Origin of the sequence: Bradyrhizobium sp. S3.3.6 (assembly GCF_040546905.1) — a bacterium.
GTDB classification, from domain to species: domain Bacteria; phylum Pseudomonadota; class Alphaproteobacteria; order Rhizobiales; family Xanthobacteraceae; genus Bradyrhizobium; species Bradyrhizobium cytisi.
Map to the genome: position 1 here is coordinate 81,994 of NZ_JBEPOT010000017.1, position 26,297 is coordinate 108,290.

Below are 26,297 nucleotides of genomic sequence, written 5' to 3' on the forward strand. Positions count from 1 at the left end.
GCCGTTCTCGCGCTGGATGATGAGAAGTGAGCAAGCAGAAGTTTACTGCGGTCACTCAATCCGCAGTCGCCATCAGCCGAAGGCGCGCCTGCGGTAGGTGTGCGGCGCCGGCGATACCCGACGGGATCGAGGCCAGCAGCGACCTCGTATAGGGCTGCTGCGGATTGTCGAAGATCTCGGCGACGGTCCCATGTTCGACGATGCGTCCGCGGTGCATCACCGAAACGGTGTGAGCGAGCTGGCGCACCAGGGCGAGGTCGTGAGAGAGGAACACATAGGTCAGGCCCAAATTGGCCTGTAGCGAGAGCAGGACTTCGACGATGTCGGCCTGGACGCTGACGTCGAGGGCGGATGTGGGCTCGTCGAGCACGATCACATCAGGCTTGAGAACCAGCGCCCGGGCGATAGCCACGCGCTGGCGCTGGCCGCCTGACAGGGTTCCAGGCTTGCGCGAAAGCAGGTGCCCGCCGAGCCCGACATCGGCCAGCGCCTCGCGAACGCGCGCGACCCGCTCCTTGCTGGTTCCGACCCTGAAACGGTCGAGCGGCTCGCGCACGAGCCGCTCGATTGTCCAGGTCGGATCGAGCGAGGTGAACGGATTTTGATAGACGAGTTGAAGGTGGCGCCACGCCGCGCGCAGCGCCTCCGGCGAGCGGCCGGTGATCTGCTCGCCGGCGACCGAGATGGTCCCGGTGTCGGGTTGCTCGAGGCCCAGCAGCAGCCGGACCGCCGTCGTCTTGCCCGAGCCGGACTCGCCGACCAGTGCGTGCGTGGTTCCGGCCGGGACGATGAATGAGACGTCGTCGACGGCCGTCAGCGTCTTGCCGTCGACGATGAAGGTCTTCGTGACGGCGCCGACGTCGATCTTCGGTGTGTCGCCGAAGCCTGTCTTGATGGCATGAAAACCGCTATCGCGCAACGCTGCGTAACGGTCAGGGTTGAGCGCCGGGACATCCGCGCGCAGCTTCCTGGCGTAGGCCGACTCAGGCGAGGAGAAGACGGAAGCAGTCCGGCCGGCTTCGTGAATGACGCCGTCCTTGAGCACCACCAGCGAGTTCGCGCGCTCGGCCGCGATCGCCAGATCGTGGGTGATGAGAAGCAAGCTGATCTTGAGGTCGTGCTGCAGCCGCGTGAGCAGGTCGAGAATCCGCTTCTGGATCGTGACGTCCAGCGCGGAGGTCGGCTCGTCCGCGACCAGCAATGCTGGCCGTGGCAGGATCGCAAGGCCGATCAGCACGCGCTGGAGCATGCCGCCGGACAGCTGGTGCGGGTAGGAGTCGTAGACCCGCCGGGGATTGTCGAGACCGACCTCGGCGAACGTCTCCAGGATGAGCTGCTTACGGAACGCCTTGTCGGCCTCGTCGAGCAGCGCGGCCGCCTCCTGCGCCTGGGCGCCGATCGTACGCACCGGGTTGAGTGAGTTGGCGGGATCCTGCGGCACGAAACCGATGGCTCGTCCCCGCAGCGGCCGGAAGCCGCGCTCGGAAATCCCCAGCACCTCCTGGCCGTCGAAGGCCACGCAGCCGGTGGCGTGCCCGCCGCTGGGGAGCAGCCGCAGTACCGCGCGGGCGATCGTCGACTTGCCCGAGCCCGACTCGCCGATGAGAGCAAGGCTCTCGCCGCGGCCGAGCTCGAACCCCACATTGGTCACGACCTCGTGCGGCCCGTAGCAGACCGACAGGCCATCGACCCGGAGCAGCGGAAGCGGGCGCAACGGCACCGGTGCGATGAGCTCGGCGCGCGTCAGTGTATCGGCGGTCAGTCTGTCTTGCGCAGCCATCGGCTGATCCTGTTCACGGAGAGGACGGTCGCGATCGTCACGAAGGCGGGCGCATACACCAGCCACGGCCATTTGAGGTAGTCCTTGCCGATCGAGATCAGCAGGCCCCAGTCGGAAGCGGGCGGCGGATCGCCGTAACCGAGGAAAGCGAGGCTCGCGATCACCAGGATCGAAAGGCCGAATTGCAGCACCGCGAGCGGGAGTACAGAGCGCGACGCGTTCGGCAACACATGTCGTAACAGGATGTGCCAGCGTGAGCCGCCCAACAGGAACGCCGCCTCGACGAAAATCGCCTGTCGGGTCTTGATCACTTCCGCGCGCATTACTCGCGCGAACACGGCCACCGCCGAGACGCCGGTCGCAATGGCAGCGTTCGTCGTGTCGAAACCGAGCGCGGTGACGACGATGACTGCCAGCAGGAAATTCGGGATCGCCAGCAGCACGTCGACCAGGCGGGCGAGCACGATGTCAACCCGGCCGCCGAGAAAGCCCGCCAGGAGGCCTATGAGTCCGCCTGCTACGGCGGCAATGACGACGGCGATGAGCGCGCTCGTCACCGAGGACGCTGTGCCGTAGACGACGCGGGTATAGAGATCCCGGCCGAGGTGATCGGTGCCGAACCAGTGCGCCGTGCTGGGGCTGAGCAGCTTGTCGGCGGGGACGCCGACGATCGGGCTATGGCCCGTGAACAAGCTTGGTGCCACAGACCAGGCAATCACAATCGCGATGACCGCAAAGGAAAGCGCTACGGTCGGCGCTACCCGAAGAGCTGTCTGCCGGCCGATCGACGTGACGCGCGAAGCAGAGGAGAAGGAGGCGAGGGTCATGATGTCACCGCCGCGGATTTCGCAGTCGCGCTGTCGTCAGCGGTGGTCGGACGCACCCCGGGACCGTCGACCAGCTTCACGCGCGGGTCGAGCAGCGGATAGACGAGATCCGCGATCAAATTGACGAGCACGAACACGACTGCCGCGAGCGAAACGACCGCCTGCAGGACAGGCAAATCCTGCGTGCTCACCGAGCGTTGCACCAGGCTGCCGATGCCGGTGCGCCCGAACACCGTCTCGGTGATCAGCGAGCCGCCGAGAAGTTCGCCGATGGCGAGTGCGATTACGGTGACGACCGGGAGCGAAGACGGCTTGAGCAAATGTTTCGCAAAGAGACGCATCTGCGTCAGACCGCGGCCGCGCGCGACCGCCGCGTATTCCTGCTCGGACTCCTTGTCGAGGTTCGCGATCAGCACCTCGGCGATCCGCGCGGAGACGGGGATGCCCAGCGCGACCGCGGCGAAGAGGGTCGCCCAGAAGCTGTTGGGTGCGATCACGCGGAACAGGCCGAGCTGGAAGCCGAACACGTGGATCAGCATCAGGCCGATGACGAAATTGGGCACCGACAGGAAAAACGACGGGAAGCCGCGCAGCAAACCCTGGCCCAATTGCTTCGGAATGAATTGCGTACCATAGGCGATCGTCATCGCCAGCAGCAGCGCGATCGCGAACGCGGCGGATGCGAGGATCAGGGTTGAAGGAAGAACCTCGGCGATCAGGGTTGCGACGGGCCGGCTGGACCGCATCGACAGGCCGAAGTCGCCGATGACGAAGTGGGACAGCGATGTCCAGAGCTGAACCGGAATCGGCTGGTCCAGGCCCTGCGCGGCGATGATCGCCTTGATCTCGTCCTCGCTGAACCCGTTTTGGGGATCACGCAGGACGTTCGTGATGGGGTCGCCCGGCAAAATGCTGACGACGACGAACGTAAGGACGTAAGCGAGCAGGATCACGATGAAGGCCTGCGCGAGGCGCCTTGCGGCGTCGGCAAGGTAAGCATTGCTCATGCCGGCGCCCTCGTCGCGTTATTCGCTCGCATGGTGCCTCACTCGCCCTTCGTGGCCGTGTAATAGCTGGCGTACGCGATGCCGTTGTAGACCTCGCCCTTGAGCCTCGGGGACTGCACGTAGATCCGCTGGACGATCTGCGTGCGCGGGATGAAGTAGCCCTGCTCCAGGACGTAGGTCTGCAACTCATCGAGCAGCGGATTGCGAACGTCGAGAGAGGCGGCGCCGGCAATCTTGTCGCGTAGCTCGTTGAGCTTCTTGTCGCTGTCGCCGAGATTGAACCAGTTCTCGCCATTGTTCGCGTCGGTGAGGATGCTGGCGACCGTGCCGGCATCGATGAAACTGCGGGTCACCTCGTAGGCCGGCACGGCTGGCCCGCCGAACCGCACCTTCTCGCCGAACGTCACGACGTCATAGGCGCGGATGGTGACTTTCCAGCCGATCCTGCCGAGCTGCTGGGCGATGAGCTCGTCGATCGACTTCGCCGTCGCAAGGTAGGGGTTGGAGTGAAGCGTGAGCGACAGCTGCTTGCCGCCCTTGGTGCGGATGCCATTGGCCCCTTTGACCCAGCCAGCTTCGTCGAGCAGCTTCTCGGCCTTGCCTGGGTTGTAGGCCAGGAGGTCGCTGTGGTCGGTCGCACCGGGCACGTTGCTCTGGATGAAGGACGTCGCCAGCTTCCAGTCGGGCGTATAGATGGTGTCGATGATCTCCTTCCGGTCGATCCCGGCCTGGAGCGCTTGTCGTACCTTCACATCGTTATACGGCTCCAGCCTGGTGTTGACCGCAAGGCCGTTGACGAAGCCGAGATAGCGTGGGGTTGCGGTGGTGAAGCCGGCATCCTTGAGCGATTTCAATTCCTGCGGTGAGGGGCTGTAGGCGACATCGGCCTGGCCGGACTGGACGGCGGCGACCCGCAACGATGGTTCGGAGACGATCTTGTATGTGATCGAATCAAGATAGGCCGGGCCGGTGTGGCCGACGGCTGCGGGACCCCAATTGTAGTCCTTGCGCTTGACCAGCTTTACGAAGTCGCCCTCCTTCCAGGAGGCGACCACATACGGCCCGCTGCCGGATGTCTTGCCAAGGTCGGCCTGCTGGGCTGCCGGCTGCGCGAGCGTCTTTGGGGAGATGAGAATCGAGCCGTGATAGCCGAGGGTCGGAATGAAGCCGAGTGTCGGCGCCTTGAAGACAACCTTCACGGTGGTTGCGTCGACCGCCTCGGCGCGGTCGTAGGTCTTCGGGAAGAGGCCAACCGGGTTGATGCCCTCGCTCTTCCGTCCGGCGTACCAGATGTCGAGATTGGCGACGACAGCCGATGCGTCGAGTGCAGTGCCATCGGAGAACGTCACAGCTTTTTTGAGGTGTAGGGTGAACTGGGTGGCGTCGCTGCTCTGCTCCCAGCTCTCGGCGATCCAGGGACTGACCTTGCCGTCGGCATCGACATAGACGAGCTTGTCGGTCACGTGGCCCCAGATGTGGCCCTGGAAGCTGGAGATGGAGCTGTTGTTCGGAATCCAGGTGCCGCCGAGCGAGTCGATAAGGAAGGTGATGTCACCGCCGTTCGATGAGACGCCGGCACTTCGAACCGGTGACAGACCCGCCATTGCCGTCAGGGCAGCGGCCGCCATCACGGACGTCGTGATCAATAGGCGACGCCGGGAGATCAAAAACGAAGGAAGGCGTTCGGTCACGAATAGCTCCTGTTGCACCAGGCGGATGGCGAGATGCGTAGGAGAAGCGAAATGGAGCGGCCTGGCCATTCCAAATTTCGTTTAAGGCGGGCAACAAATGCCTCTGAATCAAGATGAGGACCACCGCTCCCTCCCGCCGCGTGCGCGGACAAAGCTGTGCATTTGCCGCATGCGGCTCTGGATCAGATGCCGAAGGTCAGTTGCGGCTCCGCATCGTCTGCGAGCTGGAGGGTGGACAGCGCTACACCCAGGAGCCTGACGCGTTTGGGCAGCGGCATCTCGACGTCGAGCAGGCCGCAGGCGAGGCGCTCCAGCTCGTCCCGGCCTGCGACCGGCGCGAGCAGAGACCTGCTGCGCGTGATGATCTCGAAGTCGGCAAACTTGATCTTCAAGGTGACGGTGCGGCCCCGGCTGCCGGTCGTCTCGCAATGGCGCCAGACCTTGTCGACGAGGGGGCGAAGCTCGGCGACCAGCGCGTCGAATTCGGCAAGGTCGGTCGAGAACGTGGTCTCCGCACCGATGGATTTGCGGATCCGGTTGGCCCGCACAGGCCGTTCGTCGACGCCGCGCGAGATCCAGTAATAATAGGCGCCCGACTTGCCGAAGTTCGCGTTCATGAACTCGAGCGTCTGGTTGCGGATGTCGAGACCGGTAAAAAGGCCGAGGGCGTTCATCTTCGCAGCTGTTGCCGGCCCGATCCCGTGGAACTTGCCGACGGGCAGCGTCTCCACGAAGGCGGGTCCCATCTCCGGGGAGATCACGAACTGGCCATTGGGCTTGCGGTGATCGGAGGCGAGCTTGGCCAGGAACTTGTTGTAGGAAATGCCCGCCGAAGCGTTGAGGCCGGTCTCCGCCTTGATCTTCTCGCGGATCCGCAGCGCGATGTCGCGCGCGAGCGGGATGCCTTGCAGGTTCTCCGTCACGTCGAGATAGGCCTCGTCGAGGGACAAGGGCTCGATGATCTCCGTGTGCTCGGCAAAAATCTCGCGGATCTGCCGGCTGATCGCCTTGTAGACCTCGAAGCGAGGCTTCACGAAGATCAGGTCGGGACATTGCCGCTTCGCGGTCACCGACGCCATCGCGGACCGAACGCCGAATTTACGCGCTTCATAGCTCGCCGCGGCGACCACGCCGCGCTCGGCCGAACCGCCGACAGCGACGGGCTTGCCGCGCAGCTCCGGATTGTCGCGCTGTTCCACCGATGCGTAGAAGGCATCCATGTCGATATGGATGATCTTGCGAACGCGCCTTGCGTCGCCTTCCACGGTGCCGGATTCGCTCATGCGCGGATAATACAATCGGGCCGTGGGAATCGCGAGATGATCGCGGGCTGCCGCAGTTCGCCCTCAACTTCGCAGGATCGCCTTCATGATCGGCGGGGGGGCCGTTGCTTATTCGGTTGTCTCTATGTGGTTGCGGTCCACGACCCGCAGCGTCCGTTGCATCATGCCATCGACGATGGCCGCCGAATCGCTTGGACGCAGATGGATCGTCGTGGACTTGAGCAGCCATGGCAACACCGCCTGCTCGAGCCGCTCCTCATAGGCGTGGCGCATCATGTCAAATGCCTGCAGGCCGCGACCTGCCAGGACGACATGGTGCGGGCGCAGCACGGATATCGTTGCCGCGACCGCCTCGGCAAGCGCTCGACCTGCCTGCTGGAAGACGTGCTCGAGACGGGGATCACCGCTCCGTGCCCGCTCGTGCAGGAGGGTCATCTGCGCCTCGGAAGGCTGCTGCGACGCCGCTGGCGGCAAGTCGAGAAAGGTGCGGGCGTCGCGGTAGAGCGCATAGTCGGCGAGATGGGCCTCGATGCAGCCGCGCTGGCCGCAGCGGCATTGCGGCCCGTTCGATCCCAGCTTGGTATGGCCGATCTCGCTGCCGGCGCCGGCGCCCAGACGCGCTTCACCGTCGACCACGACGCCCATGCCGACGCCGTGACCGATCAGGATCGTGGCCATGAGGCCCTGCGCCAGTGACGGCTCCGCGGCGGCGAGAGCGAGCGCAACCGCGACAGCATCATTCGCTATCACGACTTCGGTGCCGAAAGCCTCGCGCACCGGCTTCGCCAGATCGATGTCGGTGACGGACAACACCGGGCTCCACAGATGCCGGCCAGTATCCGCGTTCACGATGCCCTGGAGGGCAATCCCTATTCCCAGCAGTCGATGGCGCGGTGTGGCCGTCGCCGCCAGCATCGCATTGATCTGCGTGATCACGAGGTCGCACAATGCGCCCGCATCGAGAGCCCGGGTCGCGATTTCGAGTCGTGATTGTGCCAGGCTGAAGCCGCTGAAATCCGCAATCAGTGTCTCGATCAGATTCATGCGCAGCGAGACCGCGATGACGCGGCCGAACTTCGGGTTCAGGGTCAGCAGCACGGCCGGCCGGCCACGGCGGCGGCCATTCAACCCATCCGGATCCTCTTCGTCGGGATCGTCGGACCATGGGGGGGCCGCGGTCTCGGTCTCGCACAGCAACTCTTCCGCGATCAGCCTGGAGGTCAGGCCGGAAACGGCGGGGAAGCTCAGTCCCGTGCTCCGGGCCAGTTCCACACGCGGCAACGGCCCGTGGCGTCGCAGGACTTCCACCAGGCGGCCCCGGTTCGAGCCACGGGTCATGCCTGAAATTCGTCTCGGCAACTCAGTCTGGTCAGTCATGCTGTCCTATTTAATTCAGAGCATGAATTTAATGAGCGCGTATTGAGGCGGTGTGATTGGAAAAGCACAGCGCGGAGCGCGACGAGGCGGCCATATTTACTAATATCATGCCTCATGTACTATTTCCGCTTGAAGAAGTGGCCAGCGCATCCTGATTTTGATGTTCTGCTCTGCAACATTTCTTCGCTGCGTGAATAAAATAGAGCGCAAAAGCGCTGTAAAGCCCCGCATCTGGGGGACCAAAGGGAGGTACACATGAACGGATCAATGAAGACATTGCTAGTGCCGTTGCTCGCGACCGCCGCCGCGTTCGCGCTGGCCACGGGTGCGGCGCAGGCCCAGCAGAAGAAGACCATCGCGCTGGTGACCAATGCAGCGGCCGATTTCTGGGTCATCGCCGGCCGCGGGCTCGAGAAGGCTCAGAAGGAGCACCCGGAATACGATATCCAGTTGATCGTCACCAACGATGCGACCGCGGCGGGCCAGCGGCGCGAGCTGGACGACCTGCTGGTGCGCGGCGTCGCCGGCATCTCGATCTCGGTCGACGATGCGCCGCACGCAACCGAAGAGCTCAACAAGGTCGCGTCCCAGACCATCTTGATCACGACGGACAGCGACGCGCCGCAGAGCAAGCGTCTCGCCTATATCGGCACCGACAACGTCGCGGCCGGGCGGCAAGCCGGCGAGGAGTTCAAGAAGGCGTTGCCGAACGGCGGCAAGATCGCGCTGTTCGTCGGCACGATGGACGCGGACAACGCCCGCGAGCGGGTGCAGGGTATCAAGGAAGCGATCGCCGGCACCAAGATCGAGCTGGTCGACGTGTTCACCGACCAGGTCGACTCCGCCAAGGCCAAGGCAAACATGGAGAACGTGCTCGTCAAATATCCCGACATTGCCCTATTGTCCGGCCTTTGGAGCTACGAGACCCCGCTGATCTATGATGCGGTCAAGGCGGCGGGCAAGGCCGGCAAGGTGAAGATCGTCGGCTTCGACGAGGATCAGCGCACGCTGCGGGGAATCTCCGACGGCACGATCGAGTCGACGGTGGTGCAGCAGCCGTTCGAATTCGGTTATCTCTCCGCCACCAACATCATCAAGACGCTGAACGGCGACAAGTCCTGGATTCCGGGCGACAGCAAGCTGATCGTGCCGACCCAGGTGATCAGCAAGACCAACGTCGCGGATTTCACCGCTCACATGAAGGATCTGCTGAAGAAGTGACTCTGAGTGCCTTTCGACGCCCGGCGGCCATAGCCGTCGGGCGTCGAGCAGGAGGAAGTGAATGGCGGAAATCCTGTTCGAACTTGTCGGGATCAGCAAGTCCTATCCCGGGGTCATGGCCCTCAACGATGTCAGCCTGCGCGTGCACCACGGCGAGGTGTTGGGCCTGATCGGCGAGAACGGCGCCGGCAAGTCGACATTGATGCGCGTGCTCGGCGGCGTGATTGAGCCGAGCGCGGGCGTGATCCGCATCGGCGGCACTGACCATGCCCAAATGACGGTGAACGAGGCGACGCAGACCGGCATCGCCTTCGTGCATCAGGAGCTGAACCTGTTCGAGAATCTCGACGTCGCCGCGAACGTCTTCATCGGACGCGAGAAGCTCGTCGGCGGCCCGCTGAAGCTGGTGGACAGCGCGCAGATGCGCGCCCGCGTGACGCCGCTGCTGCAGCGGCTGGGCGCCGATTTCGGCCCTGACACGCTGGTCGAAAATCTCTCGATCGCGGAACGTCAGATGGTGGAGATCGCCAAGGCGCTCTCGATCGACGCCCGCGTGATCATCATGGACGAGCCGACCTCGAGCCTGACGATTTCGGAGACCGAGCGGCTGCTGGCGGTGATTGCCGATCTGAAGGCGCACGGCATCGCAGTGATCTACATCTCCCACCGGCTCGGCGAGATCATGACCTGCGCCGACCGCGTCGTGGTGCTGCGCGACGGGCGCACGGTGGGAGAGCTGGCGCGGGACCAGCTCAGCCATGCCACAATGATCCGGCTGATGATCGGCCGCGACCTCAAAGCGCTGCATACGCCGCCGAAACGGCCGCCGCAGCCGGGCGGCTGCGACATCGTCGGCCTCGTGACGTCAGCCTTCCCCGACCGGCAGATCGATCTTTCCGTGCGGCATGGCGAGATCCTCGGACTGGCAGGACTGGTGGGCGCTGGTCGTACCTCGCTGGCCCGCGCGGCCTTCGGCATCGATCCGGTGCTGGGTGGCGAGATCAGGATCGACAACGCGCCGGTCGATGTCGCATCGCCCCGGGATGCGATCAGGCAAGGCATCTATCTGGTGCCGGAGGACCGCAAGAAAACCGGGCTGGTGCTGGAGCTGCCGATCCGCGAGAATGTGACGCTGGCGAGCCTGCGCAATTACGCGCGGATGTGGCTGGTCAACGGCGCGGCCGAGCACAATGTCGCGAAGGAGCAGGTCAGGCGGCTCTCCATCAAGGTGCCGAGCGTCGATATGGAGGCCGTGACCCTCTCCGGCGGTAACCAGCAGAAAGTCGTGCTGGGCAAGTGGCTCTCCATGCAGCCGCGCGTGATGTTCTTCGACGAGCCCACCCGCGGCATCGATGTCGGTGCCAAGAGCGAGATTTACGCGCTGATGCGCGAGCTCGCCGACCAGGGCGTCGCGATCGTGATGATCTCCTCGGACATGGAGGAGGTCATCGGTGTCTCAGACCGGGTCGCGGTGATGCATGAAGGCAGCGTCAGCGGTGTGCTGGAGCGACCGCAATTCAGTGAATACAACGTGCTGCGGCTTGCGATGGGCCAGGCGCTGGAAACCGTGGAAGCCGCTGCCCCATGAACAAGAAAGAACTCGGTCTCGGTCTGCTGCTCGTGGTGATTTCCGTCATCACGGGCATGATCAATCCGGCCTTCCTGTCGGTGGTGAACCTGCTGAACATGGCCAATCTGATCGGCCTGTTCGGCGTGTTTGCGCTTGGCGAAGGGCTCGTGATCATCACCGGCGGCATCGACCTTTCGCTCGGCTCGATGTTCGCGCTGCTTGGTGTCGTCTTCGTCGACCTTCTGACGACGTACCAGGTTCCCTGGCCCTTGGCGCTGCTGGCCGTGTTGCTGGGTGGACTGGTGCTGGGGGCGATTCAGGGCGTCCTGATCACCCGGCTGAAGATGCAGCCCTTCATCGTGACGCTGTGCGGGTTGCTGATCTATCGCGGCGCCGCCCGCTACTACACGACCGACTCGACGCGCGGCTTCGGCTACGGCGACGAGGCAGCGACACTGAGCAACATTGCCTCCGGCCATGTGGCGGGCATCCCGAACACCTTCATCCTCCTGATCGTCCTTGCGTTCGTCCTCAGCGTGGTGCTGCACCGCTCGGTCTACGGACGCTGGCTTTATGCCGTCGGCAAGAACGAGGAGGCGGCGCGCTTCTCCGGCATCAACACCAACATGGTGATCGCAACCGCCTATATCATCAGCGGTGGGCTCGCCGGAGTTGCGACGGTCCTGTTCGTGTTCTACACGAACTCGGTGTCTCCGAGCTCTTTCGGCAATTTCTATGAGCTCTATGCGATCGCGGCTGCCGTGCTGGGCGGGTGCAGCCTGCGCGGCGGCGAGGGCTCAATTCTCGGTATCGTGCTGGGGACCGCGCTGCTGCAGGTGCTCCAGAACCTCGTGAATATCCTCGGCATCCCCAATTCGCTGAACTTCGCGGTGATGGGGACGGTGATTCTGATCGGCGTGTTGGCAGACCAGCAATTGCAGGAACGACGCCGGCGCAAGCAGGCGCTGGCCGGCATCGCCCGCACGGCGCCGAGATCGACACCTGTGCAAGGACAGCCGGGCGCACCGCCGCGCGGCGTGGACGCGCTGCCGGCGAGGACGGGCGACCAGGTGTGACGGATCCAGGCTCGAGCTGACAAAGCCGCTTCGTCGGCGGCCTTGTCGCGGGAGCCCTATCCCTCATATTGATCCGGCCCCATCGCCCAGGATGCCTGATCGTGGCCGTAGGCGTAGTTGCGGTTGTTGACGACAGGATTGCGATTGACCATCGGCCGCATGCACATCGGATGCGTCGCGCTGCGTACCTCGTGCTCGACCGTGAACAGATGCTTGCCGCTGTCGAGATCGACGATGTCGCAGAACCGGTACTGATACTGGTTGTCCTCGCGGGAGATCAGGTCGCGCGCCAGCAGCTTGCGATAAGGGCCGGAGAAATCGGTGATGTACATCTGCACATGGTGGCCGTCATAGGCGGGCTGCGGCCGATCGGTCTCCCGGAACAGCAGATGCTGGTCGCGGCCGGTCTTCACCGCGGCAACCTTGCCGCCGCGGTTGCGCAAGCTCGCCGGCATGCCCATGATCTCGGGATAGAAGGCGCAGATTGCCTGTGCCGATCCGGCCGGCACCTCGAACTCGACATAGGGGATGCCGAGCGTGATGCGCCCGAAGCGTGCCGCGTCCGGCTCGTGGATGCGCAGGCGGTTGCCCCAGGGGCAGGTCGCTTCGACATAATCGTTGTGCTCGGCGTATGCGAAGGCGGTGCCTTCGAGCTTCCCGGCGACCGAGGCCAATCGCGCCAGCAGCGCCTCGCGGCCCTCGATGACGAGCCCGGTATGGCCGCGCAGCACCTGCGCCTTGCCGCTCGGCAGATGAAACTGGCTCCTTCCGGCATTGATCCACATGTTGGTGTCGGACACCATCAGATAGGGATCGCGGGTCAGTCCAAGCCCGGTGACGTAGAACAGGGTGGCGAGGCGCTGGTCCGGAACCTGGATGTTGACGTGCTCGAAATGAATGGCGTTGCCGAGATCTTCTGCGGATCGATCGAATTGTTGCGGCATGGATGTGCGCTTCTGGCTGGAGGGACCGACAGGCCTATACTAGAGCAGAATTTCCGCCGGCCGAAACGGCTGGATGATGACATCTTGAAGGCAGCATCTTGAGGACAGGGCATGGTGTGCGCTGCACCTTGCCGTGGCACCCATTCCCTGTAATCTGACCGGAAGTAGTGAGGGAAAGAAGAGGTCGATGGGGGGAGTTCTGGAAGGCGTGCGCGTCCTCGATTTCGGGCGCTACATCGCGGGGCCGTATTGCGCGACATTGCTGGCCGAGTTCGGCGCCGAGGTCATTCGCGTCGAGAAGCGTGACGGCAGCGAGGATCGCTTCGTGGCGCCGGTCGGCGAAGGCGGCGAGGGCGCGCTGTTCCTCCAGGTCAACCGCAACAAGAAGTGCATCACGCTCGATCCGATGACGCCTGAAGGCCAGGAGGTGATGCGCCGGCTGGTCAAGACCGCTGATGTCGTCGTCGCCAATCTGCCGCCGCAGACCTTGGGCGCCATGAAGCTCGATTACGATTCGTTGAAGGCGATCAAATCGGACATCATCCTCACCACGGCCACTGCGTTCGGGGGGCCGGGGCCGTGGTCCGACCGCGTCGGTTTCGATGGCGTAGGCCAGGTCATGTCGGGCTCGGTCTACATGACCGGCGCGGGCAATCCGCCTTACCGCGCGGCGGTGAATTGGGTCGATTTCGGCACCGCGCTGCATTGCGCCTTCGGGACGCTCGCCGCACTGATCGAGCGCGGCAAATCCGGGCGCGGGCAGATCGTCGAGGGCGCGCTGCTGGCGACAGCGTTGTCGTTCACCAATGCGACGCTGATCGAGCAGGCCGTCATCAACGTCAATCGCGTCCCATCAGGCAATCTCGGCCAGACTGCCGCGCCCGCCGACATTTACCGCACCCGGGACGGCTGGGTGCTGTGCCAGGTCACCGGTCATCCGCTGTTCAAGCGCTGGGCCAGGCTGATGGGCGAGGAGGAGCAGTGGCTGAACGATCCGCGCTTTGCCGACGACATCAGCCGCGGCAACAACGGACCCGTCATCAGCGAGCGGATGGCGCACTGGTGCGCCGAGCGAACCACCCAGGAGGCCGTCGACACCCTCGGCAAGGCGATGATTCCGACCGGGCCGGTTTTGAGCCCGCAGCAGGCGCTGGACCATCCCCACATCCGCGCCGCCGGCTTCTTGCAAGACGTCGACTATCCCGGCTTGCCGAAGCAGGCCCCGGTTGCCCGCGCCGCGATTCGACTCTCGGAAACGCCGGGCGAAATCGCGACGCGCCCGCCGACGCTCGGCGAGCATACCGATGCCGTGCTGGCGGAACTCGGCTACGACACGGCCGCGATTGCAGCGCTTCGGCAGGGCGGCATCATTTAGCCGCGACGTGATCACAAGAGTGGAAATGGGCCGGCGTGTCTGCTAGACGACTGGCGGCACGAGCATGATCCGGAAAAGCGCGTATCGATTTTCCGAAAAAGATCATACTCAAACAACAAACTGAAGCGCGGTGATACATCGCGCTTTGGGCTTGGCGCTTTTGCGTGTGCCGGCGACTTCTATGTCGCGCGAGATGTTTTGGGAGGCGCGCGTTCGCGCGCCCTGTCCCATATATGCATGACCATCCGCGACCGAATCGGGACGAACTCGGCTGCGCGTGCCATTGACGACTGCCTACGACGAGAAACGGATTAACGTGCGTCATTCCAAGAAACTGCGGCCAGCCAAGGGTTCTCTAAACAAGAGTTCTCTAAAGAAGGGCTCGCAAGTCAAAAGCTCGCCCAAAAAGCGTTCGCCCGCCAAAAGTTCGACAAGCAGGCGCCCGCTAAGCAAAAGTTCTCCGACGACGAGCAAGGGCTCGCAGCGCGCCACGATCTCGTCGTCGTCGCCGCTCGGCATGATGGCGCTGCATCTGCTGGCGCAGTGGAAGGAATCCGGGCGCAGCGGTCTCGTGTTCCTCGCCGAGAGCGAGAACAGGGCAGAACGGCTCGGCAGCGTCATTCATGCACTCGATCCGTCCTGCGAAGTGCTGGTGTTTCCGCGGCTGAACACCCTGCCGTTCGATCAACTGGAGCCATCGCGCGAGATCGCCGGCCGTCGCGCCTCGGTGCTGCGGCGCCTCGCAAAATCCAAGCAGCCGATCTTTCTCATCTCGACGGCGGAAGCGGTGATGGAGCGCCTGCCGACGCCGGCGAGCCTGTTGCGCTTGAACACGGGCTTGAAGGTCGGCGGCCATTTCTCCGAGAGCGAGCTTCGCGTCCGTCTCGAAGAGCTGGGCTATGACCTCGATGACGAGCCGGATTATCCGGGCGGCGTGCTGTTTCACGGCCAGACCTTCGAGATATTTCCCGCAGGCGCGCTGGGTCCGTTCCGGGTGGAGCATTCCGCGCGCGCCATCCGCCGCATCGTGGCATTCGATCCGAAAGAGCATGACATCATCTTCGAGACCAGGGAGCTTCTCGTCGATCCCATGTCGGAGCGGCTCGCCATCGCTGGCGCTCGGGCCAAGCGCGCGGCGCTGTTCGACTATTGCGGCAAGGCCGGGTGGATCGCGGATGCCGGCGTTTCGGTGCATGCCGATGCCTGGCTGAGCACGATCGAGGAGGGCGCGGGTCGCGCGGACAGGGAGCGCGAATATCTGGGACGCCCCGACTGGAAGCAGGCAACCCGTGGCATGAAGGTGCTGCCGCGCAGCGCTCCGTTCCAGCCGACGCCGGAATTTTCCAAGCTGACGTCAGCCAGAAAGGCTCTGCGCGCCTTCGTCGAGGACACCAGGCGCGCCGGTTCGCGCCTGATCCTCGTCGCGGCGCAGGAGGAAGATCTGCGCGCGATGGAGCGGATGAGCGGCGTGCGCGCGGAGCGCGTCGCGGATTGGGACGAGGCCGCGAGTGCGCGCCATCGCGACGTGGCATTGATCGCAGATCTCGACGCCGGCTTCGTCATTCCAGGCAAGAAAGCTGCCGTCGTGCTGACAGCGAGTGACGTGCTCGGCAGCCGTGCGCATCATCCGCAGCCGATGGCGCGAAGCTGGATTGCGGCCTTCGATCATGCCGACGTGCCGGAACAGGGCACGGTGGTCGTGCATCTTCAGCGCGGCCTTGCCGTGCTCGATGGCCTGCAGACCGTGAACACCGGCGGCGGCGCCTTGCGCGAGATGGTCAGGTTGTCCTTCGCCGGCGACAACGCGGTGCTGGTGCCGCCGCCCGATCTGGCGCAGATGTGGCCTTATTCAGCGGAGCGCGGCAAGCTCGCGCTCGACAAGGCGGATGGCAGCACATGGTGGGCCCGCCGCACCGCCGCCGAGCAGGAGATCCAGCTCGCCGGCAAGGTCCTCGCCAAGCACATCAGCCAGCGCAAGCGGCGGAAGGCGGCCAAGCTGGTCCCGCCGGGATCGGCCTACGAAAAATTCGTCGCGCGCTTTCCGTATTTCACGACGATCGATCAGGCCAAGGCGATCAACGACGTGCTGGATGATCTCGCGTCGGGGCATCCCATGGACCGGGTGATTTGCGGCGATGTCGGCTTCGGCAAGACCGAGGTGGCGCTGCGGGCGGCGGCCGCCGTGGTGCTGTCGGGAAAGCAGGTGGCGATCGCGGTGCCGACGACGGTGCTGGCGCGGCAGCACGTTGCGACCTTCCGCAAGCGGTTTGCGCCTTTTGACATCGAGGTCGGCAACCTCTCGCGCGCCACCTCCGGTGCCGAGACGCGGGAGACCAGGGAGGGCTTGCGCAGCGGCCGGGTGAAGGTCGTGGTCGGAACGCAGGCGCTCACCTCGAAGGACGTGAAATTCGATGACCTCGGTCTCGTCATCATCGACGAGGAGCAGCATTTTGGCGCCGCCGAGAAGGCAAAGCTTTCCGGGCTTGCCAGGAATGCGCATACGCTCTGGATGAGCGCCACGCCGATCCCGCGCACGCTCGCCGCGGGTCTTGCCGGCTTCAGGGACCTGAGTGTCATCGCTTCGCCGCCGGTGCACCGGCTTCCGGTCGCGACCAAGATCGCGCCGTTGTCGGATGCCGCCATCGCCTCGGCCTTGCTGCGCGAGCAGCGGCGGCACGGGCAAAGCTTCCTGATCTGCCCGCGCATCCAGGATCTCGAGCCCATGCTGGCGCGCGTGCAGGCGGTGGCGCCCGATCTCAAGATCGTCTGCCTGCACGGCAGATTGCCGGCCGACGAGATCGACGACCGGATGATGACCTTCGTCGAAGGCAACGCCGACGTCCTGCTCGCCACCAACATCGTCGAGAGCGGCCTCGATATCCCGCGCGCCAACACCATCGTGGTGTGCTGGCCCGAAAAATTCGGCCTCGCTCAGCTGCATCAGCTGCGCGGGCGCGTCGGGCGTGGCGGCATCCGTGCCTTCGCATTTCTGCTGACCGAGTCGGCCTCGGGGCACTCCGAGAAGCGGCTCGCCGTGCTGGAGGAGTTCAGCCGGCCGGGCGCAGGTTTTGCCATCAGCGAGCGCGACCTCGATCTCCGGGGCGCAGGCGATCTGTTCTCGGAGCAGCAATCCGGCCACGTCCAGGTCTTCGGCCCCGTGCTCTACAGCCATCTTCTGAAAATGGCCTCGGAGAAAGTCGATGACGGCAGGTCCGTGGTGTGGGTGCCCGACCTCAACCTGCCGGTCGCGGACATGCTTCCCGAGAGCTATGTGCAATCCGCGCCGGTGCGGCTGGAGCTCTACGCCCGTGCCGCGCGCTGCGCCAGCGAGGACGACCTCGACGATCTCGAGGAGGAAACCTCGCGCCGCTTCGGGCCATTGCCGCCGGCTGCGCGCGACGTCTTTGCAGCCGCGCGGCTGAGGCTCGACTGCAAGCGCAGAGGCATCGTCCGCCTCGACGTCGGGCAAAGCGCGGTGGCCGCGACGTTCCTGCCGGGACGGTTGCGGAAGTCGAAAGGAAAATCGCTGCAACGCGACGGCGATCGCGTCGTCTACCACAGCCAGACGCGCGATGCCCCGTTCGACATGGTCGAGGAATTGTTCGAGCTGCTCGACGAGGCGTGACGGGAGAGCTGCCGCCTCAGAGCGAGCTGCCGCCGCAAATGACGAGCTGCTGTCCGGTGATGGCGGCAGCGTCGGGCGAGAGCAGGAACGCCACGGCGGCTGCGACTTCGTCAGGTCTAATGAAGCGGCCGATCGGCGGCAGCTTTGGCGCGACAGTGGCACGCGTCGGGTCGTTGAGCATCGGCGTCTCGGTCGCGGCGGGCGCAACGACATTCACCGTGATGCCGCGCGGCGCGAGCTCGCTCGCCCACGACCGCGCCATCGCGACCAGCGCGGCTTTCGTCGCGGCATATTGGCCGCGGCCGGCCGCGCCCGATGCGGTGCGGCTGCCGATGAAGACGATGCGCCCGCCCTGCGGCAGGCGCGGCGCCAGCGCGTCGGCGAGGCGTGCGGCGACATCGACATGCAGCCGCCACATCGCAGCACCGTCGCCATGGCTCAGCGATCCCAGCGGACCGACCTTCAGCATGCCCGCGGCATGAACGAGCGCCGTCGGTGTGAGGCCCGCGACGGCGCCTGCAATGCTGTCGACGTCGTTCAGGTCAAGCGACAGATGATCGAACGCCGGATGGTCGAACGTTACAGGGCGCCGGCTGATCCCGGTGACGCGCCAACCGTCGCGCAACAGGCGCTCGACGATCGCAGCGCCAATGCCTGAACTGGCGCCCGTGACGAGTGCGTGCCTCTTGTCCATCCTCTCAGCCCCGCTTCACCCATGGCTCGGTCACGCGCACATACTTGATCGCGCGGCGATGGAAGGTGAAGGCCGTGTGGATCGCGCCGTCGGCGGTCTGCTTGACGGAGGGGTAGGACAGCTCGCGATTGGTCTGGTCGCGCGAATTGTTGGTCATGCAATAGCCGTCGCCGGTCTCGACGTTGCGCTTGGCCCACGAGCGTCCGCCGTCGGTCGAGATCGCCAGCGTCATCGGCGCCCGCGGCGCGCCCCAGAATGCGGTGCGTCCGTCCGACTTGCCGCCATCGCCGGCGAGCACGGGCGGAAGGTCGTCCTCGATCTCGTCATAGAGCGACAGGCGGCGCCCGCTCGCATCCCTCGCGCTGGAATCGTTGAAGACCAGCGCGAGATGACCGTTGCCGAGCCGCGTGAGCTGGATCGAGGAGTTGTTGTTGGGCAACGCGGTCGCAACCGGCGCCGACCAGCTGCGGCCGTGATCGGTCGAGCGGCTCTGATAGATGTTGTCGGCCCAGCGGCTGCGATAGACCGCAATCAGCGAGCCGTCGTCGAGGCGCGCGATGCACATATGCACGCAGCCGCGGCTGCCGGGGACGTCGATGTCGCGCCAGGTTGCGCCAGCATCGGACGAGATCTTCACCGCGCTGGTGTCCTCGTCGCCGTTCCATTTCTTGCCCGGCGTGCTGTGGCAATAGAACACCGGCAACAGCCAGTCGCCATTGTCGAGCACGACGATTGGCTGCCGGATGAAAGTGCCGCGGCCGCGATGCTCCGGAAACAGCGTCTCGATCGGGGCCCAGCTCTTGCCATGGTCGCGCGAGAGGCGGCGGCGGATCAGCGCGGTGTCCTGGTTGCCCGCCAGCTGCGCCGTCCACATCAGCCACAGCGTGCCGTCGGGGGCCGGGAACAGCACCGGGTTCTGCTCGGAACGGCCGGAATCGTCGGACAGCTTTTCGGCCGCCGACCATTGCGTCGCGCCGCGCGGAAGCCGCGAGAAATACACCGAGATATCCGACATGCCCTCCTGCGTGCCGCCGAACCAGACGCAGGCGAGATCGCCATTGGCGAGCGGCATCAGGTTGGCGGCGTGGTTCTGCACGCAAGGCGAAGGAATGAAGGCGTCGAACCGGTCGGGATCGCCGGCCGCCGGCCGAACTGTGCCCTCGGCGGTGACCTCGATCTCGGTCGTCATGTCGAAGTCCTTTCAACGAAAGCATTGGGTTGCGCGGCCTGCGGCGCGGCGGCGGGCGCCTGGCCCATCACCATGCGCTCGATCGCCATCACGACCAACGGCGTTGCGGCAGCGATGTACATGTTGTCGATGCCGAAGGGGTTGCCGAGCAGGTACCAGACCGTGGTCGCGACGGCAGCGCCGATCAGGCCGGCGGTGGCGCCGCGGTTGCTGGCGAACAGCGGCAGATAGAAGCCCATCATCGCCACCATCGTCACCGACAGGCGCAGCGCGCGCGTGAAGAACGACAGCTTCAGGATCTCCGGAATGAAGAACACGAAGATGAGCGGCACGATCGCGATCACGATCGAGAACACGCGGGTCATCTTCAGCTCGCGCTCCGGCGTCGGCTTCCAGTAAGGCACGTAGAAGTCGCGCACCACGAGCGAGGCGATCGCGAGCGCCACCGTGCAGACGCTGACGAAGATCGAGGCGACCAGCGAGGTCGTCACGAAGGCGGAGGCCAGCGGCGGCATCTTCTCCAGGAACACCGGCAGCGCGTAGAGGCTGTTCATGTCGGGGTAGAGATATTTTGCGGCAACCCCGATCAGCGCGAGCAGGAAGCCGAGCGGAAGGCAGAACGCTGCGGCATAGTACGTCGCCTTGCGGGCCTCGGCGGCGCTCGGCGTCGAGGAGATCGCCTGGACGATGAATTGCGTCGAGAAGATCGCGCCGACCGTGCCGAAGGTCCAGGCGAAGATCGTCGTGAAGCCGATCTTGCCGTCCCACGAGAAGTAATACGCCGGCAGCTTGGCCTTGATCGGCGCGATGCCGCCGGTCAGCGACATCGCGACCGCGACGATGATGATGATGCCGACCACCTTGAAGGCGCTGTGCAGGATGGTCACCCAGGCGACGCCTTTCAGCCCGCCGAACACATAGTAGAAGGTCGAAACCGCAGCGATGATGCACATCGCAACGGGGAGGCTGACATGCAGCGCGGTGGCGATCGCGGCTGCGCCGCTGACATAGTTGCCGACATTCACCAGCAGCAGCGCGTAGATCATGATCACGGAGACGGTGAGCATGGTCGACTTGCCGTATTTCTGCGCGATCGCGGCCGAGATGGTGTATTCGCCGGAATTGTACAGCTTCTTCACCATCAACAGGCCGAACAGCAGGAAGCCGAGCGAGGCGCCGAGCACGGCCCACCCGGCCGCCATGCCGGACTGGAACGCTTCCTGCGCCGTGCCGACGGTGGATTTGGCGCCAACGAATTCGGACATCATCAGCACGCCGACGACGACGGCCGGCATCGCGCGGGACGCGGTCATGAACTGATCGCTGGTCCGGCTGCGCAGCTTCAGCGTGAGCCAGGAGGTGAAGGCGATATAGGCGACGATCATCGTGACGACGAGCGTGCTTTCGCCGGAGAGGAGGGCTTGCATCGGTGACGTTTCCTCTGGTGGTGCCGGACGCGGTGTTGTGAGCCCGCTTTTGCCCGACGGCAGAATGTTCGGAATGCGAACAAATGTTCTTGTAATCCATTAAAGCTGCCCGGGCGCGGTGCGTCAAGCGCACGCGTCAAGGCGCCGGGGACATCCGGGTTCCAGCGAGCAGGGTGGCAGCCATGACGCGGCCCTTCGGGTCGCATCATCGCGCGCAGGAGCATCTACTCGGCGCTGCGCTTCCAGGCGCCGGTGCCCAGCTTGCCTGTGATGACAGCCAGCGCATTGCGGATCTCGTAGGCGCCGCCGTCGCTGTAGCCCGACAGGCCTCTGAGGGCGTGCAGCGTCCAGTGGCCGTTCGCGGCCGTGATCGTGCCTTCGTGCGGACGAGCCGAGCGCTGCGGCTCGGCGTGGAATCTGTAGGTGCCGTCGCCCATGATCTGCCAGATCCAGCGCGACTGCCCGCGGCCGCTCGGCACCATGATCTCCCAGGTGCCGACCAGCGCGGGATCGATCGTTGGCGAGGTCGGCGTGTGCTGTGGAGCAGGCAAGGCGACGGCCGGAAGCGGGGTCGGCGCTCCATCGGCACCGGCCGTTGGCCGGCCGGCAAGGTAGATCGCCTGGCGCGACAGCGAACCGTAGACGAACGGCTGCTGCGCGTTGCGGGTCGCCTCCATCACGTCGTCGCGGACGTTGCGGAACATGAACGTCACCTCGACGCCGGGCAGCTCGATGTTGCGCAGCAGCGCCGTTGCAAACGGGCTGTTGCGCGCGTCGCCATCAAGCGCCGTGGTGCCGTCGCGTGCGGCATAGGCGACGAGAACGTTACCGACGGGCTCGATGCGGCCGAGCCCGCTCATGGTGGCCGCCCGCGTGGCAATCGAGCGATTCATCCTGGCGGCAAACGGATTGTTGCGGCAGGCGTCGAGGATGACGAGGCCAAGGCTCGTGGTGTTCGACACCTGCAACATCACGCTTTGCAGGTTGATGGCTTCATTCGCCGCGTCGGTGTCGCGCTTCAGTTCTGCGTCAACAGGGATCAGCCAGTTCTCGCCATTGATCTCCATGCCATGGCCGGCGAAATACACAGCCGCCATGTCGGCGCCGGCGGCGTCACGCCCTAATGCGATCAGGCCGCGGCGCATCTCGTCGAAGCCGGCGTTCGCCGCCAGGGAGACGGTGAAGCCAAGCCGCTTCAGCGCCGCGGCGATGTCGCTCGCGTCGTTCGGCGGATTGAGCAGCGCGGGCACGTTGCTGTAGGCACCGTTGCCGATGACCAGCGCGACCCGCCTGCCTTCCGCTGCTGCCGCCGGCGACGCCACGCCCGCAAACGCGGTTGCCGCCGTCAACCTTGACACGAATTCGCGCCGGTTCATCCGGATCTCGCTGGTTCGAAGGAGCTTTGATCCTAGCGCAACCGATCCGGGGGAGCCACGGGGCCCGCCTCAGTTCGCCGACAGCGCCGTCCTGGCGACTTCGGCCATCCAGGTCGATGCCACCGGGAGGATCGCGTCGTTGAAATCGTAGCGCGGGCCGTGCAGCTCGGCGCCGTCGCGCAAGGGACCGTTGCCGATCCAGACGAAAGCGCCGGGGCGCTGCTGGAGATAGAAGGCAAAATCCTCGCCGGCCATGCTGGGCGCAAGATCGCGCCGCATCGGCGCCTGCACCTTGTCCGCGGCCATGCGCGCGAAGCCGGCCTCTTCCGGCGTGTTGATCGTCACGCCGACGCCCATGACGATGTCGGGCGTGACCTTGACGTCAAGGCTCGTGGCGATGCCGGCGCAGATGTCTGCGATGCGAGCGAGAAGGATGTCCTTCACCTCATTGCGGTGATGCCGCAGCGTGCCGCGGATCACGACCTTGCCCGCGATTTGATTGGGCGCGGTGCCGCCCTCGATCGTGCACAGCGAGAGCACGGCGGTGTCGAGCGGATCGACGCTGCGCGACACGATCGATTGCAGCGCCACGATCAGATGGCCGGCTGCCATCACGGGATCGCGGGTCAGATGCGGCATGCCGGCGTGTCCCGCATGGCCCTCGATGGTGATGGTGATGCGTCCGCCGGAGGCCATGACCACGCCGTCATGGACCGCGATGGTGCCGGCCTCTAGGCCCGGCCAGTTGTGGAAGCCGAACACGCGGTCCATCGGGAATCGCTCGAACAGCCCGGCCGCGACCATCGCGCGCGAGCCGCCAAAACCTTCCTCGGCCGGCTGAAAGATGAAGTCGACGGTGCCGCTCCAGCTTGTGTCTGCGGCGAGCAGCGCAGCGGCACCGAGCAGCGAGGCGGTGTGTCCGTCATGCCCGCAGGCATGCATCACGCCGGGCGTTTTCGAGGCGTAGGCAAGCCCGGTATCCTCGGTGATCGGCAGCGCGTCCATGTCGGCGCGCAGGCCGACGCGCCCTTGCGCCGACCCGCGCGTCAGCGTCGCGACCACGCCGTGACCGCCGATGCCGGCCTCGAAGGCAATGCCGAGCTCGGTGAGTTTCTCTTGCACGAAGGCCGCGGTCGCCTTTTCCTGCAGGGACAGCTCGGGGTGGGCATGCAGATGCTGGCGCCACGCGGTCAGTTTCTGGTGCAGCTCGGGGGTCAAGGCGTGGCTCTCGCGAAGGGTGACGGCTGCTGGCAGCATAGCGGATTATCCGCGCGGTGCATCAAGCCCCTTGGAATGCCTCGCGTGCAGCAAAGTACGCCGCTCTATCGTCATGGCCGGGCTTGACCCGGCCATCCACGTCTTGCTTGCGGCACAAAGAACGTGGATGCCCGGGACAAGCCCGGGCATGACGACCTCATGGGCTACGCCGCCAGCTTCGCCAGCCCGTTCCAGTCAAAGCTGATGCCGTGGCCCGGGCGGGCCGGCGCGAGCGCCTTGCCGTCCTCGAGCGCCAGCGGATGCTCGATATAGGTGTCGAGCCCGAAGCCATGCGCCTCCAGATAGGAGCGGTTCGGGCAGGCCGCGAGCAGATGCACGGTGATGTCGTGGGCGCCGTGGCTGGTGACGGGCAGGTTGAAGGCCTCCGCCAGCCGCGCGATCTTCATGAAGGTGCTGACGCCGCCGCAATTGGTGACGTCGGGCTCGGGATAGGACACCGCGCCTGATGTGATGTAGTTCTTGAACTCCCACAGCGAGCGCAGATTTTCACCCGCTGCGATCGGCACGCCGCCGGCCTGCATGATGCGCGCGTGGCCTGCGACGTCGTCGGGGATAACAGGCTCTTCCAGCCAGGTGAGGTCGTAGGGCACGAAGGCGCGGGCGGCGCGGATCGCCTCCTCGACCGTCCACTTCATGTTGGCATCCGCCATCAGCGGAAAGCCGTCGCCGAGATGCTGCCGCATCGCCGCGACGCGCGCGACATCGGATTTGAGATCGGGCCGGCCGACCTTCATCTTGATGGCGCGAAAGCCCTTTGCGAGATTGCCGTCGGTCTGCTTGAGCAGCGCCTCGACCGAAAGATCGAGATCGATGCCGCCCGCATAACACGGTACGTGCGCATCAAAACCGCCGAGCAACTGGTACAGCGGCAATCTGGCGCGCCGCGCCTTCAAATCCCACAGCGCGATGTCGAGCGCGGACAACGCCAGCACCGCAGGGCCACCGCGACCGCCATAATGCAGGCCCCACCAGACGTGATGCCAGACGGCTTCGGTGTCGTCGGCCTCGCGTCCTTCGACCAGCGGCGGGATCTCGCGCTTCAGGATATCGGCGACAGCGCCGCCATTGCGCCCGACCGTATAGGTGTAGCCGACGCCCTCGGCGCCGTCGGCATCGCGGATGCGGCAGGTAATCAGCTCGAACGCCGCGATCTCGCCATGGGTGGAGTCGGACAACGTGACGGGGAGGGGGATCCGGTAGAGCCCGGTCTCGAGGGTCGCGATGCGTGGCATATGGCCTCCCGATTTTTGTTTTTTGGTTCGTACGAATCCATTACCGCATCGTCGCAAGCTGCACGGCGAGCGCGCAGGCGCGGTCGTATTCGTCGAGATTGATCCACTCGTCGATCGTGTGGGCCTCGTTCTGGCCGGCGCCGAAGGTCACGGTGGGAACGCCGTGGCGGACCATCCAGTTGGCGTCGAGGCCGCCATTGGCGGTGCGGACGTTCGGGGTGCCGCCGACCGCGGACACCGCCTCGACCGCGCGCTTGATCACGGGCTGGCTGTCCTTCATGCGGAACGGATAATAGTCGGTCTCGGCCTTGAACTTGATCTTGCCGGACTTTCCTTGCGCATTCGTCACCTTCTTGGCCGCCTTCTCGAACGCGGCCTTGTAGGCCTTGGTGATCTCCTTGAAGAACTTTCCGTCATGGCTGCGGCTTTCGCCGCGCACATGGACGTAGTCGGTGACGACATTGGTGGCATCGCCCGCGGGGCGGCCCTCGCCGCCGGTGACGGGGCCGACATTGCTGGTGCCCTGCCGCTTGCCCTTCACCACCTTGCCGAACCAGCAGCCGGCCTTCACGTCGGCCAGCGCCAGCGCCATGATCATGGTCGAGGAGATGCCGCGCTCCGGCGCGACGCCGGCATGCGAGGCGCGGCCAAAGATCTCGACGCTCCAGCGATCGGCACCGACGGCGCCGATGGTGACGTTGGAGGCTGGGCCGCCGTCATAGTTGAAGGCCATCACCGGCGAGCCGAGCTCGTCCAGCTTGACGTGGCGCGCGCCGTAGAGCCCGCTCTCCTCGCGCACGCAGAACAAAAGCGTGATCGGCGGATGGTCGAGCTTCTGCTTCTCGAGCTCGGCCGCCAGCGTCACCAGCACGCCGCAGCCGCAGCGATTGTCGCCGCCCAGTGCGGTCCTGGCCTCGTTGACGATTCTTCGGCCGGATTTCTTCGGCCGGGCGCCGGCGCAGAGCGGCACGGTGTCCATGTGGGTCATGAACATGATGCGCGGCTGGTTGTGCAGGGCGCCGCGGCCGGGCAGGTCGACGATGAGGTTGCCGGTCTCGGTCGGCACGGGAATGCGGGTGTTGGCGTCGTCGAGCCGGATCGCCTTGGCCGGCACGCCGCTCTCCTTCAGCGCGGCGGTGAGCTCACGCCCGATCGCCGCCTCCTGTCCGGTGACGCCCTCGATCGCGAGGAAGCGCATGAGGCGGTCGGTGGCGGCTTTGGTGTCGACAGGCATGATCCATTTCCTTGCGCAGACTCGTAGGATGGGTAGAGCTCTTCGCGAAACCCATCATTTCCCGGCAAGAATGATGGGTTTCGCTTTCGCT

General features: G+C 65.2%; 20 protein-coding genes. 5 read left to right on the top strand and 15 right to left on the bottom strand.

Features of this window, described 5'->3' with window-relative positions; all coding sequences use genetic code 11:
• Nucleotides 1–55: 55 nt before the first annotated feature.
• The 6 genes from ABID59_RS34210 to ABID59_RS34235 all read right to left on the bottom strand — a co-directional run bounded on the left by ABID59_RS34210 (nucleotide 56) and on the right by ABID59_RS34235 (nucleotide 7,965).
• Nucleotides 56–1,780 carry a dipeptide ABC transporter ATP-binding protein gene (locus ABID59_RS34210; protein ID WP_354086282.1) on the bottom strand — a complete coding sequence of 575 codons (1,725 nt, stop codon included), beginning with the start codon at nucleotides 1,778–1,780 and terminating at the stop codon, nucleotides 56–58.
• Nucleotides 1,759–2,607 (bottom strand): ABC transporter permease, encoded by an 849-nt coding sequence (locus tag ABID59_RS34215; protein WP_148752459.1) that lies wholly within the window; start codon nucleotides 2,605–2,607, stop codon nucleotides 1,759–1,761. The genes ABID59_RS34210 and ABID59_RS34215 overlap by 22 nt, the downstream gene beginning before the upstream one ends.
• The gene (locus ABID59_RS34220) at nucleotides 2,604–3,614 is read right to left on the bottom strand and encodes an ABC transporter permease (RefSeq protein WP_354086283.1); all 1,011 of its coding nucleotides are present in this window, start codon (nucleotides 3,612–3,614) and stop codon (nucleotides 2,604–2,606) included. The genes ABID59_RS34215 and ABID59_RS34220 overlap by 4 nt, the downstream gene beginning before the upstream one ends.
• Before the next feature lie 38 nt (nucleotides 3,615–3,652).
• Nucleotides 3,653–5,242, bottom strand: coding sequence for an ABC transporter substrate-binding protein (locus ABID59_RS34225; protein WP_502916845.1), 1,590 nt, complete (start codon nucleotides 5,240–5,242; stop codon nucleotides 3,653–3,655).
• A 245-nt stretch (nucleotides 5,243–5,487) separates the two neighbouring features.
• Nucleotides 5,488–6,588: a DNA polymerase IV gene (gene dinB, locus ABID59_RS34230; RefSeq protein WP_354035929.1), complete on the bottom strand. Its 1,101-nt coding sequence runs from the start codon at nucleotides 6,586–6,588 to the stop codon at nucleotides 5,488–5,490.
• A gap of 108 nt (nucleotides 6,589–6,696) precedes the next feature.
• Entirely contained in the window at nucleotides 6,697–7,965 is a 1,269-nt protein-coding gene (locus ABID59_RS34235; protein WP_354086285.1) for an ROK family protein, read from the bottom strand.
• Between the two features lie 255 nt (nucleotides 7,966–8,220).
• Between ABID59_RS34235 and ABID59_RS34240 the strand changes: the two genes are divergently transcribed.
• The 3 genes from ABID59_RS34240 to ABID59_RS34250 all read left to right on the top strand — a co-directional run bounded on the left by ABID59_RS34240 (nucleotide 8,221) and on the right by ABID59_RS34250 (nucleotide 11,832).
• The gene (locus ABID59_RS34240; RefSeq protein ID WP_187434977.1) at nucleotides 8,221–9,186 is read left to right on the top strand and encodes a sugar-binding protein; all 966 of its coding nucleotides are present in this window, start codon (nucleotides 8,221–8,223) and stop codon (nucleotides 9,184–9,186) included.
• A gap of 61 nt (nucleotides 9,187–9,247) precedes the next feature.
• Nucleotides 9,248–10,774 (top strand): sugar ABC transporter ATP-binding protein, encoded by a 1,527-nt coding sequence (locus ABID59_RS34245; RefSeq protein ID WP_354035924.1) that lies wholly within the window; start codon nucleotides 9,248–9,250, stop codon nucleotides 10,772–10,774.
• Nucleotides 10,771–11,832, top strand: coding sequence for an ABC transporter permease (locus tag ABID59_RS34250; RefSeq protein ID WP_148752452.1), 1,062 nt, complete (start codon nucleotides 10,771–10,773; stop codon nucleotides 11,830–11,832). The genes ABID59_RS34245 and ABID59_RS34250 overlap by 4 nt, the downstream gene beginning before the upstream one ends.
• 56 nt (nucleotides 11,833–11,888) lie before the next feature.
• Here ABID59_RS34250 and ABID59_RS34255 read toward each other — a convergent pair whose 3' ends face one another.
• On the bottom strand, nucleotides 11,889–12,776 hold the full coding sequence (locus ABID59_RS34255) for a VOC family protein (protein WP_354086286.1): 888 nt from the start codon (nucleotides 12,774–12,776) through the stop codon (nucleotides 11,889–11,891).
• 187 nt (nucleotides 12,777–12,963) lie between these two features.
• Between ABID59_RS34255 and ABID59_RS34260 the strand changes: the two genes are divergently transcribed.
• The gene (locus ABID59_RS34260) at nucleotides 12,964–14,151 is read left to right on the top strand and encodes a CaiB/BaiF CoA transferase family protein (RefSeq protein ID WP_354086287.1); all 1,188 of its coding nucleotides are present in this window, start codon (nucleotides 12,964–12,966) and stop codon (nucleotides 14,149–14,151) included.
• A gap of 321 nt (nucleotides 14,152–14,472) precedes the next feature.
• Here ABID59_RS34260 and ABID59_RS34265 read toward each other — a convergent pair whose 3' ends face one another.
• Nucleotides 14,473–14,670 (bottom strand): hypothetical protein, encoded by a 198-nt coding sequence (locus tag ABID59_RS34265; RefSeq protein ID WP_187434976.1) that lies wholly within the window; start codon nucleotides 14,668–14,670, stop codon nucleotides 14,473–14,475.
• On the opposite strand from ABID59_RS34265, the gene ABID59_RS34270 reads away from it, so the two are divergent.
• Nucleotides 14,669–17,776, top strand: coding sequence for a DEAD/DEAH box helicase (locus tag ABID59_RS34270; protein ID WP_354086288.1), 3,108 nt, complete (start codon nucleotides 14,669–14,671; stop codon nucleotides 17,774–17,776). The two genes, ABID59_RS34265 and ABID59_RS34270, sit on opposite strands and share 2 nt — an antisense overlap.
• A 16-nt stretch (nucleotides 17,777–17,792) precedes the next feature.
• Here ABID59_RS34270 and ABID59_RS34275 read toward each other — a convergent pair whose 3' ends face one another.
• The 7 genes from ABID59_RS34275 to ABID59_RS34305 all read right to left on the bottom strand — a co-directional run bounded on the left by ABID59_RS34275 (nucleotide 17,793) and on the right by ABID59_RS34305 (nucleotide 26,206).
• On the bottom strand, nucleotides 17,793–18,470 hold the full coding sequence (locus ABID59_RS34275) for an SDR family NAD(P)-dependent oxidoreductase (protein ID WP_354086289.1): 678 nt from the start codon (nucleotides 18,468–18,470) through the stop codon (nucleotides 17,793–17,795).
• Between the two features lie 4 nt (nucleotides 18,471–18,474).
• Complete coding sequence (locus ABID59_RS34280) at nucleotides 18,475–19,659, bottom strand: sialidase family protein (RefSeq protein WP_354086290.1); 1,185 nt, start codon at nucleotides 19,657–19,659, stop codon at nucleotides 18,475–18,477.
• A complete protein-coding gene (locus ABID59_RS34285; protein ID WP_354086291.1) occupies nucleotides 19,656–21,086 on the bottom strand; it encodes a sodium:solute symporter family protein in 1,431 nt (476 codons plus the stop codon). The genes ABID59_RS34280 and ABID59_RS34285 overlap by 4 nt, the downstream gene beginning before the upstream one ends.
• A gap of 224 nt (nucleotides 21,087–21,310) precedes the next feature.
• Nucleotides 21,311–22,462, bottom strand: a complete 1,152-nt coding sequence (locus tag ABID59_RS34290) for a caspase family protein (protein ID WP_354086292.1) — start codon at nucleotides 22,460–22,462, stop codon at nucleotides 21,311–21,313.
• 69 nt (nucleotides 22,463–22,531) lie between these two features.
• Complete coding sequence (locus ABID59_RS34295) at nucleotides 22,532–23,680, bottom strand: amidohydrolase (RefSeq protein ID WP_354086344.1); 1,149 nt, start codon at nucleotides 23,678–23,680, stop codon at nucleotides 22,532–22,534.
• 203 nt (nucleotides 23,681–23,883) lie between these two features.
• Nucleotides 23,884–24,972, bottom strand: coding sequence for a mandelate racemase/muconate lactonizing enzyme family protein (locus ABID59_RS34300; RefSeq protein ID WP_354086293.1), 1,089 nt, complete (start codon nucleotides 24,970–24,972; stop codon nucleotides 23,884–23,886).
• A gap of 40 nt (nucleotides 24,973–25,012) precedes the next feature.
• The gene (locus ABID59_RS34305; RefSeq protein WP_354086294.1) at nucleotides 25,013–26,206 is read right to left on the bottom strand and encodes a M20/M25/M40 family metallo-hydrolase; all 1,194 of its coding nucleotides are present in this window, start codon (nucleotides 26,204–26,206) and stop codon (nucleotides 25,013–25,015) included.
• Between the last annotated feature and the right edge of the window lie 91 nt (nucleotides 26,207–26,297).

Excerpts from the sequence above, each read along its gene's own strand:
- ABID59_RS34210 (WP_354086282.1), bottom strand. The coding sequence starts at position 1,780 with ATGGCTGCGCAAGACAGACTGACCGCCGATACACTGACGCGCGCCGAG.
- ABID59_RS34215 (WP_148752459.1), bottom strand. The coding sequence starts at position 2,607 with ATGACCCTCGCCTCCTTCTCCTCTGCTTCGCGCGTCACGTCGATCGGC.
- ABID59_RS34220 (WP_354086283.1), bottom strand. The coding sequence starts at position 3,614 with ATGAGCAATGCTTACCTTGCCGACGCCGCAAGGCGCCTCGCGCAGGCC.
- ABID59_RS34225 (WP_502916845.1), bottom strand. The coding sequence starts at position 5,242 with ATGGCGGCCGCTGCCCTGACGGCAATGGCGGGTCTGTCACCGGTTCGA.
- dinB (WP_354035929.1), bottom strand. The coding sequence starts at position 6,588 with ATGAGCGAATCCGGCACCGTGGAAGGCGACGCAAGGCGCGTTCGCAAG.
- ABID59_RS34235 (WP_354086285.1), bottom strand. The coding sequence starts at position 7,965 with ATGACTGACCAGACTGAGTTGCCGAGACGAATTTCAGGCATGACCCGT.
- ABID59_RS34240 (WP_187434977.1), top strand. The coding sequence starts at position 8,221 with ATGAACGGATCAATGAAGACATTGCTAGTGCCGTTGCTCGCGACCGCC.
- ABID59_RS34245 (WP_354035924.1), top strand. The coding sequence starts at position 9,248 with ATGGCGGAAATCCTGTTCGAACTTGTCGGGATCAGCAAGTCCTATCCC.
- ABID59_RS34250 (WP_148752452.1), top strand. The coding sequence starts at position 10,771 with ATGAACAAGAAAGAACTCGGTCTCGGTCTGCTGCTCGTGGTGATTTCC.
- ABID59_RS34255 (WP_354086286.1), bottom strand. The coding sequence starts at position 12,776 with ATGCCGCAACAATTCGATCGATCCGCAGAAGATCTCGGCAACGCCATT.
- ABID59_RS34260 (WP_354086287.1), top strand. The coding sequence starts at position 12,964 with ATGGGGGGAGTTCTGGAAGGCGTGCGCGTCCTCGATTTCGGGCGCTAC.
- ABID59_RS34270 (WP_354086288.1), top strand. The coding sequence starts at position 14,669 with ATGATGGCGCTGCATCTGCTGGCGCAGTGGAAGGAATCCGGGCGCAGC.
- ABID59_RS34265 (WP_187434976.1), bottom strand. The coding sequence starts at position 14,670 with ATGCCGAGCGGCGACGACGACGAGATCGTGGCGCGCTGCGAGCCCTTG.
- ABID59_RS34275 (WP_354086289.1), bottom strand. The coding sequence starts at position 18,470 with ATGGACAAGAGGCACGCACTCGTCACGGGCGCCAGTTCAGGCATTGGC.
- ABID59_RS34280 (WP_354086290.1), bottom strand. The coding sequence starts at position 19,659 with ATGACGACCGAGATCGAGGTCACCGCCGAGGGCACAGTTCGGCCGGCG.
- ABID59_RS34285 (WP_354086291.1), bottom strand. The coding sequence starts at position 21,086 with ATGCAAGCCCTCCTCTCCGGCGAAAGCACGCTCGTCGTCACGATGATC.
- ABID59_RS34290 (WP_354086292.1), bottom strand. The coding sequence starts at position 22,462 with ATGAACCGGCGCGAATTCGTGTCAAGGTTGACGGCGGCAACCGCGTTT.
- ABID59_RS34300 (WP_354086293.1), bottom strand. The coding sequence starts at position 24,972 with ATGCCACGCATCGCGACCCTCGAGACCGGGCTCTACCGGATCCCCCTC.
- ABID59_RS34305 (WP_354086294.1), bottom strand. The coding sequence starts at position 26,206 with ATGCCTGTCGACACCAAAGCCGCCACCGACCGCCTCATGCGCTTCCTC.